Origin of the sequence: Pseudanabaena sp. BC1403, from assembly GCF_002914585.1 — a bacterium.
GTDB lineage: Bacteria > Cyanobacteriota > Cyanobacteriia > Pseudanabaenales > Pseudanabaenaceae > Pseudanabaena.
Map to the genome: position 1 here is coordinate 15,339 of NZ_PDDM01000017.1, position 19,226 is coordinate 34,564.

The window sequence follows — 19,226 nt, forward strand, 5'->3', positions numbered from 1 at the left end:
ATTGGGTACAAACGGGTTGGCATCCTTTTGAGCTTGCGTTATGAAAATTATTTTGTAAATTAACGTGAGTTCGATATAGCCATTTGCATCGCGCTTCGCACGACGCAAATGGCTAAAAACAGTAAGAATCGCTGATATCTTATCATCTCTTCCCTAAATCTTGATCGCTATTTGACAAAAATTGCCAATATTTGCCATAATTAAATTGTCGGAAATATACATAACTACTAGCTATGACTACAGTAAATATCTCTGTTCCTGATTCTATGAAGGCTTTTATAGATGAGCAGGTTTCTAAGGGTGGCTATAGCACTACGAGTGAATATATTCGGCAGTTGCTGCGTCAAGAGGCGGAGAGGATTGCTCAAGCGCGTTTGGAAACTTTGCTGTTAGAGGGGTTGGATAGTGGTGAGGCGATCGAAATTAATGATGATTGGTGGCAACAAAAACGGATTCAACTTCTAGATAGACTTCGCAAAAAGTAATGGCTAGAAGGATTTTAATTAGACCAAAGGCTAGTGTTGACCTTGATGAGCAGTTTGCTTATATTGCGGAGGATAATTTTGATGCTGCTTTGAATTTTTTCGATGCTGCGAGACAGACTTTTTCACAGTTAGCTCAATTACCTAGCATTGGTAGCATTTTCGATGTTAAAAATCCGCGTCTGGTTGGTTTACGGAAGTGGTCAGTGAAGGGTTTTAATAAGCATCTCATCTTCTATTTAGATCGGAATGATTGTATTGAGATTGTTAGGATTATTTATGCTGCAAGGGATGTTTTACAGGTTTTAGCAGAAGAAGATTTATAACTGGTGATTTAGGCAATCGCTCTTCACAAAAAATAGGCAAAAAGCAAGCACCTTCTCAATTTACCGATGTAACAATATCATAACAACTTGACGTATTTCAAATGCAGAAACCTCCAAAAAATCTCATGATTTTCAAGGTTTCTTTTTGAGTATTTTCACTATCCAGCAAAGACAACGTTGCAAAGAATTGATCACTTTTTATTGTTATGGTATTAGTATAATACACACAAACAATGTGTATTAACATATGTATCAACGCATTAACATCACATTACCCAACGAAACGCTACAGCTACTCGATCGCATTGCACCCAAAGGCGATCGCAGTCACTTCATTGACCAAGCCGTGAAATACTACATCAACGCCGAAGCCAAGAAGAATCTACGGGACAAGCTCAAACAGGGCGCATTGCGTCGCGCAGATCGAGACTTAGGTATTACTCAAGACTGGTTTAATATCGATGAGGAATCATGGCAAAACGGAAAATAGAATTTCCCAAGAGAGGCGAAATCTATTTGGTTAACTTTGACCCTACCATTGGCTCAGAAATTCAGAAAACTAGACCTGCTCTCATTCTCCAAAATGATATTGCCAATCAATACAGCCCCATTACCATCGTTGCTGCCATCACATCCCAATTCGACCCTGAGACATATCCCACAGAAGTTTTAATCAATCCCCCCGAAGGTGGACTAACCGTGACATCCGTAGTTCTTCTTAATCAGATTCGTTCCATTGACAAACAACGCTTGGTCAAAAAAATGGGTATTGTCTCAGATCACCTCATGGGATATGTGGATAACGCAATTCAAATAAGCTTAGGATTGATTGAGCTATAGAATTAGTTAGCGATCGCCTATAACAACCTTGCTGTATATAGATACAAATCATAATCTTCATCATCACCAGTGCAAATCGTTTTTAATTTTGAGAGATTAAGCTCGTAAATCTTCTAACTTCTGTAACGCCTTTCCACTGCTAATGATCTCTTGAGCATGGACGATCGCATCAGCAATATCGTCATGCATTCCATAGAGCCAGAGATAGAATCCACAGTTCCATAATACCGAGTTGAGATATTCGGAAGGTTCCGCTTTGAGCGCAGAAATGATTTTGACAGACATTTCTGATGCATCTGCGATCGCAGGATCTTCGGAGCTAAATCCATAATTCCTTGCTGATAGGGTTAATCGCTCAAATTGATCGCCGTGATTAATGCCGATAATTGCAGTACGCGATCGCGGTAAGTCCACACTTCCTTCCCAGCCTTTAACCGTAGCAAATTCGGTAATGCCATGTTGAGCGAAAGCTTCGCGGATATTAGTTTCTGTAGGCGGATGCACAAAACCTGACACGATAAATTGTTTACCTTGATAGGGCGACCACATTAGCTCAAGAGTGGCAAAGGGTGGGCGCTTACCGATTTGCTCACGATAGGCGACTAGTCCTTGAGCAAGGGGAAAATGTCTAGGCAAATAGACAAACCCAAAATTTTGAGTTTCTAAGTTATGTTGAACTTGCTCAATGGAAAGATTTTGCCAATTTAAGCCCAAAGCTTGCCATATTTCGATAAAAGGCAAACCTTCTTTAGTGGGCATCCGATCGCCTCCATGCATTAATACGGGAACGCCTGCTGTCGCCAAGACGATCGCAGTCGCAGGACTAACTGGCGCAGTCTTCGATCTGCCATCGTAGGGCGATCCCAGTACTAAAACCTGTTTGTCAGATGCGATTGGCGCAACCTTCGCCCCCAAAAGCTTATAAGCATCGAGCATCCCTGCTAATTCTTCACTGGTTGGACGTTTAATCCGATGGGCAATCATAAATGCGCCAATCTGAGCAGGAGTTGCGACTCCTTGCAACATCATGAGCGTGGCAGCTTCTGCCTCTTGGCGCGTCAAGCTTTTGCTGGTATGTGGACCACTCCCAACTTTACGCAAAAATTCGCGAAATTCTTTACTCATTACTCTATGGGTGAATTTAATGCAAAAGTCGGTTAGATGTTGAATTATAGCCTAGAAATTAGATAGTCTCTGCTTTCTAGACTTATACCAAAACACAAAGTGGCGTAGCCATTTTGTGTTTTTAAAACCCTTACGGGTTTTTGTTTTTAATTCACAGAAGTGTTGTCACACTTTTGTGAATTGGTATTACATGGCGCTTTATAAAGCCACAGGAATTTCCTGCTGAATCATCTGGGCAGCAAGCTTGCAAAAATATTGAATTGGAGGAATTTGAATGCGATCGCTAGTGGTGACTAGGACAATTTCGCGAGTTAGACAGGGTTCATTTAGCGATCGCACTACTAGGTCTGGATCATGGGCTAATTCCACTAAAAAGGTCTCTGGAAGTAAGGCGACCAAACTACCTTGCTTAACTACACCGCGAAAAGCTTCAAGGGAATTAAGTTCAAGAGATGCATTTAAACGAAGTCCTTGGCGATTGAACTGATCTTGGACAAGACGCTGTAACCCATAGCCATCTTTAAATACAGCTTGGGGGACATTATGTAAGTCTTTCCATGTAAGTGATTCTTTTCGACAAAGGGGATGATTAATAGTCAGCAAAAGTTGAATTTTTTCTTCATAGAGTTGCTCAACTACCATTTCGGAACTTGCAGTTAAAAATGGATTATTCATAACGATCGCAATGTCTATCAAGCCATCTTTAAGAACTTTAAGAGCGCGATCGCTTCCCAAGGTTGTTACTCGGAGCTGGACATTGGGATAGGCTTTAGAAAACTTTTGCAATATAGGTGGCAGCTGATAGGCACAGGCTGATGGAATCCCTGCCACACATAGCTCTGTTTGTTTGCCCGCCTGCAAATCGAGTAACTCTTGTTCAGCAGCTGACCAAATCTGACAAATTTTCTTAGCATGGATTAGCAGGCGATCGCCGCCAACTGTTAGCTTAGAGTTTCCCTGACGATGAAACAGCGAGATCCCAACAGTTGCTTCTAAAGACTGCACCTGTCGGCTGATAGTTGACTGGCTAACTCCACATCTCTGAGCTGCTTGCAAAAAGTTTCCTGTTTCTGCAACTGCCAAAAATGCTTGTAACTGTTCCAAACGCATGAAAAATTAACGATAGCTTTAGTGATGTCTATTATCATTAAGCAACTTCTAGAGTTTTGGAAAAGTAGCGCTAGTAACAAGTACATTGAATACAACGATTTGAGATAAAAAATGCAGCGCTTAGCGCTGCATTTTTTATCTCATTTAACTAACGATTCGCCGAAAGTACGAATTGTGGGCAATGTATCGGTAAACCAGCCTAGCCCCAGTCCAGCTCCAGCAATTAAAGCAAGAACAAAGAAATTCCAGCCACGATTGTTCATGAAAGCGCGAAGTTCATTTCTTGCAACATACATAAGTAGCACCCAAACTACGCTAATCCCTAGTGACAATACAAACTGCGACTTTTGATAAAACACAAATATTATCGCTGCGATCGCCCAGCCTACTGAGAACAGCCATTCCACACCAAAGGCGATCGCCCCAGAGGGAATCCAAATTCGCCAATCTGCCTTGTGGATAGAAAGCAGCCAACCATAGGCAATATAACCAACCAAAACTAGAGCAAGCGATAGGATCGGTAATTTTCGTATGGTACGCATATTTTGCATCTTCAGAGTTAAAGTATTAGTTTCAGGTTATAACGTAAAATCGCCACATCTATAGCATTTTGCAGTCTAAAATTTGGGGATTCATATTTGATCCAAACCCTAAAAATGGCGTTACCATTTTTAGGGTTTACAACCCTTGCTGGGTTTTGGTTTTAATCACTGAAAGCGTGACTAAACTTTCGGTAATCAAACCCCAAAATAGCAATGGCGGCGCTTAGCGCCGCCATTGCTATTTTGGGGTTTGATTTTTTAATTCACAAAAGTGTGACAACACTTCTGTGAATTAAAAAATCAAACCCTGTAAGGGTTTTAAAACACAAAGTGGCGTAGCCACTTTGTGTTTTGGTATTACATTGGTATATTTGCTTTGATTTGTCCTAAAACTAAAAAGAGAGTTGCGGCGTGAAATGCTGCAACCCTCTTTATGGTTTTGTTTTATGCCCTCGGCAATAGCTTCAGCTAAACTGATTTAGCATCAACTTCATCGAAGGTTTTGTAGCATTTCTCTGCATCATAGATATGACACCGATCGCCAATATCCTTCATCAAAGCCCAAGAGAACTTAGTCTTGTACATATATTGTCCCCAATTTTCATCGAGAGACTTATGTGCTAAACGTAAGTTATACGAGGGAATACCCGTCGAAACATGGTGAGGAACATGCACATTGATATCGTGACATAGCCACTCAACCCAGGCTGGATAGTCGCAATGGACAGTTCCTGTTAGCTGTTCGGTAGCTGCGTGCCATTTGTCCTTATCTTTGAATTGAATATCTGGCATTGTGTGATGAACAATCGTGAAGGTGCTCATCCAAAAGTGATATACAAGCCAAGGCATTACAAAAAAGCTGATAAAGCCAAAGAATCCTGTGGTGATAATTAAAGTTGGGAATGCGATCGCTGCGAAGGCAATGACTAAGCGATAGGAAAACTTGACTTGAGACTGCTGGCGCTCAGGATAGAGGCTGGCATTAAAATGTAAGTTTGCCCAATGAATAATCGAGCCAGTCCACCAAAAACGGGTGCGTATCAATCGATAAACATTGGAAATCAGTCCTTTTCCTTCCTCATATTCATCGACAGTAAATGGATACCAAGCGTTATCTTCACCCATCTTATTGGTATGCAGATGATGATAATCATGCTTGAAGCGCCAACCGTGGAAAGGAAAAATCAATGGTAAAAAAGCAATATGACCGACGAGATCGTTAACCCAAATTTTATTGGAGAAGGATCGATGTCCGCAGTCATGACCAATTACGAACCAGCCAGTTAGAGCCGTACCCGTAAAAATCCAAGCAAAGGGCAATAAGTACCAAGGAGAAAACGCAATGCTGGCATAACCAAGCGCGGCAGTTGTTAATGAGAATAAAACACTCAACCAAGCTCTGAGAGGTTTTTTCTCAAAGTATTCAGAAGGGATAGTTTTAATAATGTCGCGGAGGGTCGTCTCAGGGGTAAGAGTGTGTGAAGAGTTTTGTATGGCAACCACTACTGAGCACTCCCTACGGTGGTCAGGCGTTGACGGCTTAAGCTTTGCAATTGCTGGAAAAGAACATCGATATCTGATTGCAATTCCGCAAGTTCAGCCTGAACTTCTTCGGAATATAACTTTTTAGCGGTTACGTTCAATGTAGAAATCTCTTTAGATGGGGCTTCAGTTTGTTTGCTCATACTTCCTTTAAAACGTTTGAAAACGTTGCGATCACACCACGAAAACAACAAAAATATCTTATAACTCAGATTCTATCTTATGTCATGTGTATTTTTGTGTACCATAAATATATCTAATGAGTAATTATACGGATCGAATTAGTTGTAACTGTCACTTAGTACACAGACAACGTGATTAATTCACATGTTCCCTAGCTCCAAAATGAAAGTCTAGGCTTTGTAAAATTTTTGTTTTTTACAGCGCGTTGCATCTAAACACAAACCAATAAATATCTTAAAAGTCTTGCTTTGCAGGACTTTTAAGATATTTATTGTGATTAATTTGATCGCAAATTGCCGCAAGTCTTAGTATTTAGTTCCGAGAGGCGTATCGGCGAATAGAATTGGGGCGATCGCAGCGGCAGAACCTAGACGATCATCGGCATATTCTTCGAGGCTATAGTACTGATCCATGCGATCGCATAGGCCCTCTGGACTAAGGCTTTGAATGTTGTGACTAATGATATAGCTTTGAGCCGCAGAGCCCCGAAAAGCTGCAAAGGCTTCTTCGCAATAGGCTTGCTTAGAATCATTTGAAGCAGCCATCCAGTCCGATCCATGCATATTGCCACTGAGAATCGGCTGACCATTAGCGGGGATCACAGGACGGCGTTCAGCAGCGATCGCTACTTGTGACGCTGAGAAAAGACTGCAAATCGTCACAATAACTAAAACTAGTCTTGCCAGAATATGAAAATTAAAAAAATTAGTCATGATTTAATCGAAATTGGCAGAAAAAGTCGTTAAGGTTTGATAACATTTCCTGATTAATCGCACCAAACATATCAAAATAATAATCGTAATATTACCGAATAGGTTGTATTGTCTAATTTCTGGGGACTTTTAAGCTTCTTTATAAATTCCCAATCCAGATAGTTTCGTTAAACTCATGTTGTTTACGATACAGAAAAAATTCACCTATCCTAGTTCATAAAACTTACTAAATTTCCTAGCCCGCCAAATGTCCGAACATTATCTAAATCATCCCACTTTTGGCTTGCTATCTCGCTTATGTAGAGTAGATGAGTTTCGTAGTTTGTTTACAACACTCTACGCACAAAGGTTGTTTTTCCTAATTACTACTAGTCCTGACGGTGTTCAGTTTGAGCCTGTCTCGCGAGCAGATGCCAAGCTTATGGTCGAAAACCAAATGCGATCGCTGCGGCGTGGGGGCACTGATACCGATCAAAAAAACTTACAACACATATACAAGCGAACTTTTTCCCAATGACCTCGCGTATTTCTCTCAAAGCTGCCGCAAAAATTAATCTCTATCTGGAGATTACGGGGAATCGTGTTGATGGTTATCACGATTTGGTGATGATCTTGCAGAGTATCGATCTATGCGATCGCATTGATATTCGTAAAATCGGCTCCGATGAGATTCAAGTAAGCTGTACTAACCCTGAAGTACCTTGCGATCGCACAAATCTGGTTTACAAAGCCGCAGCCTTGATGCAAGATATTTATCCTGAGATTGGGGGGATGGAAATTGCGATCGATAAGCAAATTCCGATGGGAGCTGGTTTAGCTGGTGGCTCAGCCAATGCTGCCGCAGTTTTTGTGGGGATTGATCGTCTGTGGGATTTGGGACTCACCCAGTCACAACTTTGTGATTTTGCAGCACAGTTAGGCTCCGATATTCCTTTCTGTGTTTCTGGGGGCACTGCTCTAGCGACAGGTCGCGGCGAAGTGCTCTCCCCTTTGCCAGATCTCACAGATTTAGTATTAGTGATTTGTAAGCCACGCCAAATTGCGATCGCTACTGCATGGGCATATCAAACTTTCCGAAAACAAGGCTTACTGGCAACTAGTCAAGTTAAAAACCAAAATTTGTCTAGCCAAATCGTCGCGGCGATCGCCTCTGGGGGTGAGTCTGCTCCCAATAAGATCGGACGATTGCTCTATAACGATCTCGAACGAGTAGTATTACCTGAGTATCCTGCGATCGCGGATCTCAAAAATAAATTGCTCGATCAAGAATGTCTTGGCGCAATGATGTCAGGATCAGGCTCAACGGTATTTGCGATCGCGCCTGATCTAGATCGCGCCCAACAAATTGCTGAGGCTGTAAGAACTGATGATATTGATGTTTGGGTAGTTAAGAGCCTAGTTCGGTCTATCTTTGATGCTTAAGCTTCATGTCAGTAATCGGTGGCATTTTGTAGGCGATCTCGATCTAACAATTCAATTTGTGAACCATTAATTGCAATTAATCCTTCATGGCTCAGGCGATACAATGCTCTAGATAGGGTGGCAGGAATTGTTCCCAAAGTCGCAGCTAGTTGGGTTTTAGTGACATCTAAAGTGATGACATTAGCCTGATTTTCGCGATCGCTTAAATCTAATAGATAGGATGCTAGTCGTTGCGGTACATCTTTGCATGATAGTTCTTCGACCATATGCGCTAGTTTGCGTGCGTGGTTCGCTAGACTCATCAACATATTGATCGCGATCGCAGGATATTGGTGAAGTAAATCCAAAAATGGAAGCCGAGGAAAGAAGATCAATTCTGTGTATTCCAATGCGATCGCTGATGCTGGAAAAGCTTTGCCGTCAAGGGCAGGAACCTCAGCAAAGTAATCACATATGTTGAGTAAATGTAAGATTTGCTCTTTGCCATTAGATGCCATTTTAAAAACCTTGACCCGCCCTGTTTGGACTGCAAAAAATCCTGTCGCCTCACTATCTTGGATAAAGATTATCTCTCCTTTTTGAAATTTTTGCAGTTGCGCGATTTGGGCTAAAGGCATCAGTTGCTCCGATGACAATCCTCGAAAAATGAGAATCATTTGGAGCCAACTACTTAATTCTGATTTATTTAACATTTACTTCAATAATTTATGGCATGGCTGATATGTATAGCTATAGCCACTTATGTTAAGCCAAAAACAAAATCCATTCATAGAATTGCGGCGCTTTGCGCCGCAATTCTATGAATGGATTTTAAGCTTACATTGCTATATAAGTCGGATTTGACTTAAGTCAAAGGCTTCTTCGTTAATCTTCTCCTATGCTGGTTTCACAAAACAAAAAAGAAATCTAATGACAACATTATTTGAAAAACTCGGCGGTGCAGAAGCAGTAGATGTGGCAGTAGATCGATTCTACGAAAGAGTATTACAGGACGATCGCATCAAACACTTTTTCGCAGATACAGATATGGTGAAGCAAAGAAAGCACCAAAAAGCTTTTCTCACCTATGCTTTTGGCGGCACTGACAAATATAACGGTCATCACATGCGTCAAGCTCATAAAGATTTGGTGAGCAATCAGGGTTTAAACAGCGATCATTTTGATGCTGTTACCGAAGATTTGATGATTACCCTCAAAGAGATGGGAGTGAACGATGATCTTTTGGCAGCAGTAGCAGCAGTGGCAGCAGCGCCTCAACATAAAAAAGATGTTTTGAACGGCTAGATGCTTTTTTCAAATGGCAGCTTTGCAATTTCGGCAAATGGAATTTGAGCCTGATGAAGTAGGCGTTGTGCTGGGGCAACTGCCTCAAATTAGAGAGTTACAGCGCTTTATGTTGTGTCTGGTTAAGCCATACATCCCGCCGAGTAAAAACCATAACAACATACTTAGACGTGGTTCATAGAGTACTAAGTCTAACCACCCTGTCATCAAAAAAAGCATAACGCTGATCACAACTACGACCATCATTCCTTCTGTATCTTTAGCGATCGCGGATTGGAGAGATGTCCAGATTGTCCAACCGATGATGCCGACAAATGCCAACAGCGCAGGAATTCCTGAACCAACAGCGATCGCTAAAAATAAATTATGCTCATGGGGTAGACCTCTCAAGTCATAGCCGATCGACTGGGCTACCAGTGGGAAATTACGTAAACCCCATCCTTGAAGTGGATGTTGAGAGATTAGAGAGAGCGCAAAGTGCCAAACATTCAAGCGATCAGACGTGGATGCGTAGTCTCCTAATTGCGGATCAATGCTACTAACTAAGCGATTGACAAATCCTTGTGGTAATAGCGATCGCACCGCTTCGCCACCTAAGCCAAATTTTTGCCCAAATACTCCCCAAGCAATGATTGTCAAAACAAGTCCAAAGCCTAAAACAAGTTTCCATTGACGGTAGTAGAGAGCTAGGGCAACAGCGCCGACTACGGCAATTCCCCAAGCATTCCGTGAACTAGTCAGGATCAGCACACAAGTTCCTAATGCTAGGGCTATAGCAGCGATCACTTGTTGAGATTTAGAAATGCTTTTAACTTTCCCAAGGGCAAAATGAAAAGCGATCGGTAATATCATTAACAAGTAAGCAGCCGTTTCATTAAAATGTCCGAAAAATGACTGAATGCGGCGATCGGGACTAAATCCCATGGGGATCGGATAGCTATCAAAAATCACTTTCGGAAAGATTAAATCGGGGCGATCAAGAACTGCTTGCAAAAGACCAAATCCACTTACCATGATGGAACTCAGCACTAGTAGCCAAAGAAAATGAATAAATTGTGCAGGTGTACGGATGATGTAGCTAGTAGTGGCAGCTAAGAGAAAATATGGCAAGAAATTAGCTAGTCCACCTGCGGCAGTGGCTGGGTTGAAAGCGATGATAGTAGTAAAAATCATCCATATAGATAACCCGAAATAGGCTTGATTAACTGGTGCTGCGATCGCTCTCCATCCATAACAAACCAAAACTCTCAAAGCCAGTATTGACATAAAAATTGGCATGAAAATATTGCTAATCACCATAAAAATAGCAACGCTTTGCAGCCAGTTCCACTCTAAGCGCAATTGATCATTGTCTGCTGATTTCCAGAGCATCCATTCACCTTACACATTTGCGTAATAACAATTTAAAAAAAGAAAGGGAGTGCATTGCACTCCCTTTCTTTTTTTAATAAAGATTTGATCTACAAACCTTTATTAATGATTAATAATCGAAGTCGCCGCCAGCACCCATTGCGCCGCCGCCACCAGCACTAGCACCTTCAGGCTTATCAACAACGATACATTCGGTGGTGAGGATCATGCCAGCGATCGAAGCCGCATTTTGCAACGCAGAACGAGTAACCTTAGCAGGATCAACAATACCAGCTAAAAACATATCTTCAAATTCGCCAGTCATTGCATTGAAGCCAATGTTGAAGTCTTTTTCACGGACATTCTCAGCGATTACAGCACCGTTGAAGCCAGCATTTTGAGCAATGCGCTTAACAGGAGCAGACAACGATTTTGAAACGATGATTGCGCCAGTGAGTTCTTCACCAGTGAGGTTCGCATTTGCCCAAGTGAATAATTCTGGAGCAAGGTGCACATAGGTTGTACCACCACCAGGAACGATACCTTCTTCAACAGCAGCCTTAGTTGCGTTGATGGCATCTTCGAGACGAAGCTTACGATCCTTCATTTCGGTTTCAGTTGCAGCACCAACTTTAATGACAGCTACGCCGCCAGAGAGCTTAGCCAAGCGCTCTTGTAGTTTTTCTTTGTCGTAGGAAGATTCAGTTTCTTCGATTTGACGACGGATCTGCTCAACACGAGTCTTCACAGCTTCTTCATTACCGTCAGCAACAATGGTAGTGCTGTCTTTGGTGATGATGACGCGACGTGCTTTACCGAGTTGATCGAGCTTAACTGCATCAAGACGCAAACCTGCATCTTCAGTGATCACTTGAGCGCCTGTTAGGGTTGCCAAATCTTCGAGCATCGCTTTACGGCGATCGCCAAAACCGGGAGACTTGATCGCTGCAACGTTGAGAACGCCGCGTAGACGGTTTACAACGAGGGTTGCCAAAGCTTCTTTTTCAATATCTTCAGCGATGATGATCAAAGGACGACCAGAACGAGCAACTTGCTCTAGAACTGGAACGAGCTCTTGAACTAGAGCAATCTTCTTATCGGTAATCAACAGAACTGGCTCTTCAAAAGAAGCTTCCATGCGTTCTGCATCAGTAACAAAGTAAGGAGAGATATAGCCTTTTTCAAAGCGCATACCTTCAGTAATTTCCAATTCGGTGAACATGGATTTACCTTCTTCGAGGGAAATCACACCTTCTTTACCGACTTTATCCATCGCTTGGGCAATCATTGCGCCGACTTCTTCGTCGTTACCAGCAGAGATGGTTCCAACTTGAGCGATCGCTTTAGAATCTTCAATGGGCTTAGCATGGTCTTTGATCTTGCCAACCAAGAAAGCAGTTGCTTTGTCGATACCGCGTTTAAGAGCGATCGAGTTAGCCCCAGCTGCAACATTACGCAGACCTTCTTTGACCATTGCGTGAGCCAAAACAGTTGCGGTTGTAGTTCCGTCGCCAGCAGCATCATTAGTTTTAGAAGCAGCTTGACGAATTAAAGCTACGCCAGTATTTTCAACATTATCTTCTAGTTCGATTTCTTTAGCGATGGTGACCCCATCATTAACGATTTGAGGAGAACCAAATTTCTTCTCAAGAACTACGTTACGTCCCTTAGGCCCTAGGGTTACGGCGACTGCTTCAGCCAAGATGTCCATACCACGCTCAAGGGCGCGACGAGCATCTTCGTTATAAATTATTCTTTTAGACATGATTTTTTTAATTGAGTAGTAGGTTAACAGAAGACTTGGTGATTGGTGATTGGTGATTGGGTTTCGATCTCAGTTGCCGATTACCAATTACCGATTACCAATTACCAGTGATTATGCAACGATCGCTAAAATATCTTTTTCTGCTAGCAGCACATATTCGTCTGTGCCAAGTTTGATATCAGTGCCAGCATATTTGGAGTACAGAACCTTGTCTCCAACTTTGACTTCGAGGGCTTGGCGCTCGCCTTTGTCATCGAGTTTGCCAGGTCCTACTGCGGCGATTTCGCCAACTTGGGGCTTTTCCTTTGCTGTCTCAGGCAAGAAAATTCCACCAGCGGTTTTTTCTTCTTTAGCGCTTACTTTGATAAATACGCGATCGGCTAAAGGCTTTACGGTAGTTACGTTTAATGTCGTTGTTGCCATTTGTATTCACTCGGTTGACTAGCATTTTTTGGCTTTGTCTAGAGTGGTTTAGCACTCTAGGTGACTGAGTGCTAATTTAACCGAAATGGTTGCAATGGCTATAGTGTGGTTTACCGAACTGAAAAGAACAAAGCAGGTGACATTACGGGTCACCTGCTTTGCAGTATAAAAATATTTCTGTACTAAACTTGGCGCAGAGTATAGTTTCTGTAAAGATTAGGCTTCTTCTTTTTCTTCGCCTTGCAGCTTTAGCAAGAAGAACCCGAAGGCAATACCGACAGGAATTAGTACCATCGATAAGACCATTGCGTTAACCATTTCTCCCATGATTTTCTCTTTATAAATAATTAAATAATATTGCTTTAGAAATTTTACCGTATAAAGATCGGTCATGCGCAGAGCACATCACCTAATCAGCAATTCTCATTATAAAAATCGGCTTTGAGGCAAGTCCACGAATGGTGGACTTGACTCAAAACCGATTTTGAGGTTTTCAGCGCCGCAGATACTAAAAACCCCAAAAACCTTTTTATACAGCGCTTTGTGCTTAAGACCGAACCAATAAATTTTTTAAAAGCACTGCTAAGCAAAACTTTTAAAAAATTTATTGTGTTTTTTGATCAGATTTTGATCAGATATTGTTGTAATTAGAATTGCTGTCATCTAATCTTTCTAAATTATGACCTCTACATCGATCGCATCGGCATAATCTTCTTGCTCACTCTTAGCTTGACTATCCTTAGGTTTATGAGAACTTTGCTCATTTTGATAGGATTCCATAACTTCAGCTTCGTCTAACCAAACTGGGCGAATCTCGTAATGAACTCGCAGGTTTGCAGGAGTACTGCGTTCAGCTTCACGCACAAATCGATTAGCTTCCCATTCTGCTTGAAATGTGTTGATCAATTTGAGCGTTTTTAGACGTTGTCGCTCTAGATATGTCCATACTTCCCAAGCATTGTATTCAGGCTCTTTGGGCGTTTCAATGATTTCTTCAGGTTCAGACACCGTTTCCGTATGATCGCCATGATCTGAAGATTTTTGGCTATCATCAACAGGATTATTACTTCGAGCCTCACTCCGATCCTCAAATTCAGAAGGTGATGGCTTTGGACTATCTTCATTGTCGCGAGATTTGCTAGCAACATCCTGCGAAGTGGCAGAATCTGCGACGGCATCCTGCGATCGCGATAGGCTTTTAATCTCCTTAGCGCGAATTTGTCTAACCGATGGCTGATCATTCGCGATCGCCTTCACATCGATCGCCGTCTGAGACTGATCAACCCATCCTTTAAAGATGACTTCCTCACCATTAATTATTAAGCGATCGCCAACTTCTAACGCAAATCCTGCTAACGAATTAAACAATGGCTTCATGGTTGGCGTTGAATTAAAGCCGCTATGAATATTTGTATCTTGGTTATGGTTAGCTTGATTGGGGATAGATACATTTGCCTGACTAGATTTCCCATTATCTATCAGGCTTTGGACTCCCCCAGTTGCATTCTCAACTCACTAATTTGGGCATGTAACGGAGCTAGGCAATTCTCGACATATGTCAAAATTTCAGGATGTAAAGTGAACGGAGCTGTCTCTAGTGATTTCTCTGGAATTGTCTCAGGCTCAAACTCGCGACTGACCACTGTTAAAATCCAATCAGCGATCGCCTGTTGTTTGGCATCAGCTTGTGTTTTGATTTGGCTCAATAAAGGCAGAGGAAAACGAAGATTTACCTGTTTTGTCCTATGAGGAGTCGCCATTATTTGCCCTTACTTAAAATTTTTGAAAATGTTTGCGAACTCAATTATAGCAATCGGCATCACTAATACCAATTATCGAAAATGTAGTCACACTCTCGATAATATAAAAATTAAACCCAAAAAGAAGAAGCATCGCAATAATCGCGATGCTTCTTCTTTAGCTTTATAGACATTTCGATAGCCAACAATTATTTAAACTGTAAAGGGGATTTCCCCAATGAAAGCGTAACCATTACCCACAAAGCCAAGCTAGAGCAGGCAAAAGCGGAAATAACTCCTAAGAAAAAGCTATTCCAAACAATAGTCATTTTGCTTTTCTCCTGAACGCAGAATTCTAGCCGTAATTTACATAATATATATAGCCTAGTACTTTATAAAGTAAATGTATGATTGCTGACAAAAATTAACAATCAATTTCAGACGGTGAAACAAACAAGTTTGTTCCCACCACTCATGTTTGAGACAGCGATTCCTCTTGCCTAGATGTCTTAAACATGAGTGGGAAAGAAACTAAAAATAGCGATCGCAAAGAGAGAAGTTTTCATTATGACCGCAATTTTGGAATTTTCAGCGCCGCAGGTGTTGAAAATTCCAAAATTGGGTTTGCGGCAATTCCTTCAACAGCAGGCTTGCATCAAACTCAATTTTTAGCAATGAAAATTTATGACAAGGGATAAAAAAGATGAGGCAGCTTTAGCCGATGATAAAATGAGTATCTGTACTTTTCTATCCCAAAACTATGACCGATTGGCAAAGCGCCGCCGAATATGAAGACATTCTTTATCACAAAGCAGATGGAATGGCAAAAATCACAATTAATCGTCCCCAAGTTCGTAATGCTTTTCGCCCTAAAACGATTACAGAAATGATCGCTGCCTTTGCTGATGCACGAGAAGATGTCGAAATAGGTGTAGTTTTGCTAACTGGAGCTGGGCCTGCATCAGATGGTAAATATGCCTTTTGTTCAGGAGGCGATCAGAAAGTTCGTGGTGATGGTGGTTACATCTCCGAGTCTGGTGTACCGCGTTTAAATGTCCTTGATTTGCAACGTTTAATTCGTACTATGCCTCAGCCTGTAATTGCATTAGTTGCTGGATATGCGATCGGCGGTGGTCATGTGCTGCATGTTGTTTGCGACCTAACTATTGCTGCTGATAATGCAATCTTTGGGCAGACTGGACCAATGGTGGGTAGTTTTGATGGTGGTTTTGGGGCTTCCTATTTGGCGCGATTAGTTGGTCAGAAAAAGGCAAGGGAAATTTGGTATCTATGTCGTCAATATGATGCTCAAGAAGCTCTTGATATGGGCTTAGTTAACAAGGTTGTACCAGTTGAGCAGTTAGAAACTGAAGGTATCCAATGGGCGCAGGAAATTTTAGATAAAAGTCCCTTAGCGATTCGTTGTCTCAAATCTGCTTTTAATGCGGATTGTGATGGACAAGCGGGTATTCAAGAGTTGGCGGGGAATGCAACGCTATTGTTCTATATGACGCAGGAAGCGCAAGAGGGCAAGCAAGCATTTCTAGAAAAACGTAAACCTAATTTTCGCCAGTATCCCAAATTGCCATAGATATAATTTGCTCAAACCCGAACCAATAAAATTTTTAAAAGTGTTGCTTTGCAACACTTTTAAAAATTTTATTGTGGTTCGCTAAATGAGATACGTCGATAAATTTCTGAAAGGGGAATTTCGACATTAAGGCTATGTAATTTCATGGTTTGTTCTATGCGATCGCATATTTGAAATTGCCAGATATCACTATTCTCAGACCTAAAATAATGCTCGATATATGGCTCTGATTGACTGATGAGTATATATTCAGCGAGACTTGGAATCGAGCGATATTTGCGAAATTTCTCGCCTCGATCGTAGCTTTGTGTTGATGGGGATAAGACTTCCACAATCAGCAAAGGATTAAGAATTTCGTCAGAGCGCGTACCATTAAACTCTGGCTCACCATTAATTACCAGCACATCTGCATAAGTCCCACACTGAAACTCTGGAATCCAGATTCGCATATCGCCGTTACAAATCTCAAAATTAGTATCACGAAGGGTAAGACCTAAAAAAACTGTGATATTTACAGCAATACGGCTATGGGGATGTGAGCCACCAGACATAATAAAAATTTCTCCGTTGCGGTATTCGAGACGCTCTTCGGAGGTTTCAGATATCGCTCGATATTCGTCTAAGGTTGCAAAGACTTGGTAATCTTGATCAGCAATATCTGGAGATATCGGCTTAAAGCGATCGATAATGGGAGCAACAACCATGACTGCACCTTTGAATTAATCTATCGTAATTATAAGCGACTCTCCCAAGATATTCTTCAGGAGCAAAGGGGGGAACTCCTAAATTTTTTATCAAAAGCAGAGATTTAGATCTCCGACTTTTTTTGTGCATTTACAGATTGACTTTGCTTGCGTAGAAAAAGTCGGAGATCTAAATCTCTGCTTTTTCCTTTTTTCTCTTGCCCACAAAATAAATTAAGATCAATTAATTAGTAAAAGCCAAAAATCAATCAAGTTTTATGTCGGAAACCGTTCTTCTCAATACCTTTTTCTGGTCTGCCATTGTACTAATGGCGATCGCAACTAGTGGTGTCGGCTATCTTACTTATCTGGAATGGCAAGATCGTCGTCGTCGCGGAGGAAAAAGTTAAACCACTCATACATCCGATCTTTTAGCCAAGGCGTATGCCACGCTAAACCTAAGTTGATTGTTTCCACAAAATTTTCAGGCAAATCAGCGTCATTAATCGCCACACAAAATCTAAAGGTCGCAACCTGTTCCCATTGTTTTAGATGTTTTAATATGCGCACGATCGCCTGACGATAGGGATGATTTGGCTGTTCATACCAATCATCAGAAATTTCATTGGAGCGATCAAATCCTAAATGGACAATTGAGAGATTACTGGAAAACTCTTTTGCTAATAGGTTTGGAGCTTGCGTATCAGCATTGGCAAATAAACTCGCAAAAGCTATAGAGGTCTCCTCTTGTAGCAATAGATCGTTAGCCGAGGAAACTTCTCGTAACTGATCAAACCATTCAGCAGGTTTATGCGCTGTCCAACGAATCCCAAGGGTAATTAGTTTAGTCTGCAAGAGCAAATGTCCTAGCTTTTCCGCTTTGGTTTCGAGATAGCGCAAATTATGCTCATTGGTTTCGATGAGTAAAGGCAATCGCCCAACAACTTCAATATCAAAACCTTTAAGTCCAGCTAATTTTCTGGGGTTATTGGTAATTAAACGCATTTTCTTAATCCCCAGATCATGTAAAATTTGCGCCCCAACGCCATAGGTACGCAGATCAGCCCCAAATCCTAACTTTTCGTTAGCTTCGACCGTATCTAATCCACCATCTTGAAGGTTATAGGCTTTGATTTTATTAATCAAACCAATACCACGCCCTTCTTGGCGTAAGTAGACGACTACGCCCCAGTTGGCAAACTCGATCATTTTCAAAGCACTTTGTAACTGTCCACGACAATCACAACGGAGCGATCCGAGCGCATCACCTGTAAGACATTCAGAATGTACGCGCACTAACACTTCATTGTTAGGAAATTCCTGTAGATCCCCTTTGACGATCGCAAGATGCTCAGTATTATCAAGTTTATTGCGATAGGCATAAACCTTAAAGTTTCCAAATAGCGATGGCAAGTTGGCGATCGCTTCTCTCTGCACAAAACGATCATGAGCTAGCCGATAACTAATTAGATCGGCAATGCTGATTAATTTCAAGTTATGCAACTTTGCATATTCAATCAGTTCAGGTAGCCGAGCCATTGAGCCGTCATCATTTTGGATCTCACAAATCACACCTGCGGGATATAGTCCTGACATTTGAGCCAGATCTACCGCCGCCTCAGTATGCCCAGCTCTTTTAAGTACGCCGCCATCTTTAGCCCTGAGAGGAAAAATGTGACCTGGGCGACGCAGATCATTCGGGCGCGTATTTGGATTAATCGCCGCCTGAATTGTGCGAGATCGATCCTCAGCCGAAATTCCTGTTGATGTACCTTCTACCGCATCAATACTGACGGTGAAGGCTGTTTGCTGGCTATCAGTATTGCGATCGACCATCAGTGGTAGATCTAAGCGGTCAAGACGTTCGCCTGTCATCGCCAGACAAATCAGACCTCGCGCTTTTACCGCCATAAAATTTACCATTTCAGGTGTGGCAAATTGGGCAGCCCCAATCAGATCGCCTTCATTTTCACGGTTTTCATCATCGACAACGACAATGAGACGACCAGATTTGAGGTCATTAAGAGCATCGGGAATAGAGTCAAATTGAAACTTAGTCAAGGCTTACTGTCAGGCATTCAAGCTATTTATATCCATCATATAGCA

The 19,226-nt window shown here is 41.8% G+C and carries 24 protein-coding genes; 9 read left to right on the forward strand and 15 right to left on the reverse strand.

From position 1 onward, the window contains the following. The first annotated feature begins 233 nt into the window (after positions 1-233). The 4 genes from CQ839_RS15505 (at position 234) to CQ839_RS15520 (ending at position 1,648) form a co-directional block, all read left to right on the forward strand. A complete protein-coding gene (locus CQ839_RS15505) occupies positions 234-485 on the forward strand; it encodes a type II toxin-antitoxin system ParD family antitoxin (protein WP_103669199.1) in 252 nt (83 codons plus the stop codon). Beyond that, a complete protein-coding gene (locus CQ839_RS15510) occupies positions 485-808 on the forward strand; it encodes a type II toxin-antitoxin system RelE/ParE family toxin (RefSeq protein WP_103669200.1) in 324 nt (107 codons plus the stop codon). Before CQ839_RS15505 ends, CQ839_RS15510 begins: the two co-directional genes overlap by 1 nt. Before the next feature lie 247 nt (positions 809-1,055). Beyond that, the gene (locus CQ839_RS15515) at positions 1,056-1,298 is read left to right on the forward strand and encodes a hypothetical protein (RefSeq protein WP_103669201.1); all 243 of its coding nucleotides are present in this window, start codon (positions 1,056-1,058) and stop codon (positions 1,296-1,298) included. Then, positions 1,280-1,648 carry a type II toxin-antitoxin system PemK/MazF family toxin gene (locus tag CQ839_RS15520; RefSeq protein WP_181016215.1) on the forward strand — a complete coding sequence of 123 codons (369 nt, stop codon included), beginning with the start codon at positions 1,280-1,282 and terminating at the stop codon, positions 1,646-1,648. The genes CQ839_RS15515 and CQ839_RS15520 overlap by 19 nt, the downstream gene beginning before the upstream one ends. Before the next feature lie 96 nt (positions 1,649-1,744). Here CQ839_RS15520 and CQ839_RS15525 read toward each other — a convergent pair whose 3' ends face one another. The 6 genes from CQ839_RS15525 to CQ839_RS15550 form a co-directional block, all read right to left on the reverse strand. Beyond that, on the reverse strand, positions 1,745-2,773 hold the full coding sequence (locus CQ839_RS15525; RefSeq protein ID WP_103669203.1) for an anthranilate phosphoribosyltransferase family protein: 1,029 nt from the start codon (positions 2,771-2,773) through the stop codon (positions 1,745-1,747). A gap of 198 nt (positions 2,774-2,971) precedes the next feature. After that, positions 2,972-3,883, reverse strand: coding sequence for a LysR family transcriptional regulator (locus CQ839_RS15530; RefSeq protein ID WP_103669204.1), 912 nt, complete (start codon positions 3,881-3,883; stop codon positions 2,972-2,974). A 140-nt stretch (positions 3,884-4,023) separates the two neighbouring features. After that, on the reverse strand, positions 4,024-4,425 hold the full coding sequence (locus CQ839_RS15535) for a hypothetical protein (RefSeq protein ID WP_103669205.1): 402 nt from the start codon (positions 4,423-4,425) through the stop codon (positions 4,024-4,026). Positions 4,426-4,893: 468 nt separating this feature from the next. Further along, complete coding sequence (locus CQ839_RS15540; RefSeq protein WP_103669206.1) at positions 4,894-5,928, reverse strand: fatty acid desaturase; 1,035 nt, start codon at positions 5,926-5,928, stop codon at positions 4,894-4,896. After that, entirely contained in the window at positions 5,928-6,110 is a 183-nt protein-coding gene (locus CQ839_RS15545) for a hypothetical protein (protein ID WP_103669207.1), read from the reverse strand. The genes CQ839_RS15540 and CQ839_RS15545 overlap by 1 nt, the downstream gene beginning before the upstream one ends. A gap of 345 nt (positions 6,111-6,455) precedes the next feature. Next, the gene (locus CQ839_RS15550) at positions 6,456-6,863 is read right to left on the reverse strand and encodes a hypothetical protein (RefSeq protein ID WP_103669208.1); all 408 of its coding nucleotides are present in this window, start codon (positions 6,861-6,863) and stop codon (positions 6,456-6,458) included. A gap of 247 nt (positions 6,864-7,110) precedes the next feature. On the opposite strand from CQ839_RS15550, the gene pipX reads away from it, so the two are divergent. Both pipX and ispE read left to right on the forward strand, forming a co-directional pair. Beyond that, complete coding sequence (gene pipX / locus CQ839_RS15555) at positions 7,111-7,380, forward strand: transcriptional coactivator PipX (RefSeq protein ID WP_094532629.1); 270 nt, start codon at positions 7,111-7,113, stop codon at positions 7,378-7,380. Further along, a complete protein-coding gene (gene ispE / locus CQ839_RS15560; protein WP_103669209.1) occupies positions 7,377-8,285 on the forward strand; it encodes a 4-(cytidine 5'-diphospho)-2-C-methyl-D-erythritol kinase in 909 nt (302 codons plus the stop codon). The genes pipX and ispE overlap by 4 nt, the downstream gene beginning before the upstream one ends. An 8-nt stretch (positions 8,286-8,293) precedes the next feature. Here the strand turns inward: ispE and CQ839_RS15565 are convergent, their stop codons facing one another. After that, the gene (locus CQ839_RS15565; protein ID WP_103669210.1) at positions 8,294-8,977 is read right to left on the reverse strand and encodes a Crp/Fnr family transcriptional regulator; all 684 of its coding nucleotides are present in this window, start codon (positions 8,975-8,977) and stop codon (positions 8,294-8,296) included. Positions 8,978-9,194: 217 nt separating this feature from the next. On the opposite strand from CQ839_RS15565, the gene CQ839_RS15570 reads away from it, so the two are divergent. Further along, positions 9,195-9,569 carry a group 1 truncated hemoglobin gene (locus CQ839_RS15570; RefSeq protein WP_103669211.1) on the forward strand — a complete coding sequence of 125 codons (375 nt, stop codon included), beginning with the start codon at positions 9,195-9,197 and terminating at the stop codon, positions 9,567-9,569. Positions 9,570-9,653: 84 nt separating this feature from the next. On the opposite strand, the gene CQ839_RS15575 is transcribed toward CQ839_RS15570, so the two are convergent. From CQ839_RS15575 to CQ839_RS15600, 6 genes are all read right to left on the reverse strand, one after another. Beyond that, on the reverse strand, positions 9,654-10,940 hold the full coding sequence (locus tag CQ839_RS15575; RefSeq protein ID WP_103669212.1) for an O-antigen ligase: 1,287 nt from the start codon (positions 10,938-10,940) through the stop codon (positions 9,654-9,656). A 109-nt stretch (positions 10,941-11,049) separates the two neighbouring features. Continuing rightward, complete coding sequence (groL, locus tag CQ839_RS15580; RefSeq protein WP_103669213.1) at positions 11,050-12,684, reverse strand: chaperonin GroEL; 1,635 nt, start codon at positions 12,682-12,684, stop codon at positions 11,050-11,052. Positions 12,685-12,795: 111 nt separating this feature from the next. Next, positions 12,796-13,107: a co-chaperone GroES gene (gene groES / locus CQ839_RS15585; protein WP_103669214.1), complete on the reverse strand. Its 312-nt coding sequence runs from the start codon at positions 13,105-13,107 to the stop codon at positions 12,796-12,798. Between the two features lie 216 nt (positions 13,108-13,323). After that, positions 13,324-13,500: a PetM family cytochrome b6-f complex subunit 7 gene (locus tag CQ839_RS25725; RefSeq protein ID WP_258040755.1), complete on the reverse strand. Its 177-nt coding sequence runs from the start codon at positions 13,498-13,500 to the stop codon at positions 13,324-13,326. 279 nt (positions 13,501-13,779) lie between these two features. Then, positions 13,780-14,484 carry a hypothetical protein gene (locus CQ839_RS15595; protein WP_103669215.1) on the reverse strand — a complete coding sequence of 235 codons (705 nt, stop codon included), beginning with the start codon at positions 14,482-14,484 and terminating at the stop codon, positions 13,780-13,782. 101 nt (positions 14,485-14,585) lie between these two features. Next, complete coding sequence (locus CQ839_RS15600) at positions 14,586-14,867, reverse strand: hypothetical protein (RefSeq protein ID WP_103669216.1); 282 nt, start codon at positions 14,865-14,867, stop codon at positions 14,586-14,588. A 494-nt stretch (positions 14,868-15,361) separates the two neighbouring features. On the opposite strand from CQ839_RS15600, the gene CQ839_RS15605 reads away from it, so the two are divergent. Further along, on the forward strand, positions 15,362-15,544 hold the full coding sequence (locus CQ839_RS15605) for a hypothetical protein (RefSeq protein WP_103669217.1): 183 nt from the start codon (positions 15,362-15,364) through the stop codon (positions 15,542-15,544). Between the two features lie 62 nt (positions 15,545-15,606). Continuing rightward, positions 15,607-16,437 (forward strand): 1,4-dihydroxy-2-naphthoyl-CoA synthase, encoded by an 831-nt coding sequence (menB, locus tag CQ839_RS15610; protein ID WP_103669218.1) that lies wholly within the window; start codon positions 15,607-15,609, stop codon positions 16,435-16,437. 68 nt (positions 16,438-16,505) lie between these two features. Here menB and CQ839_RS15615 read toward each other — a convergent pair whose 3' ends face one another. Further along, positions 16,506-17,141, reverse strand: a complete 636-nt coding sequence (locus CQ839_RS15615) for a Uma2 family endonuclease (protein ID WP_103669219.1) — start codon at positions 17,139-17,141, stop codon at positions 16,506-16,508. Between the two features lie 339 nt (positions 17,142-17,480). Continuing rightward, positions 17,481-19,181: a bifunctional 3,4-dihydroxy-2-butanone-4-phosphate synthase/GTP cyclohydrolase II gene (gene ribBA / locus CQ839_RS15620; RefSeq protein ID WP_103669220.1), complete on the reverse strand. Its 1,701-nt coding sequence runs from the start codon at positions 19,179-19,181 to the stop codon at positions 17,481-17,483. Between the last annotated feature and the right edge of the window lie 45 nt (positions 19,182-19,226).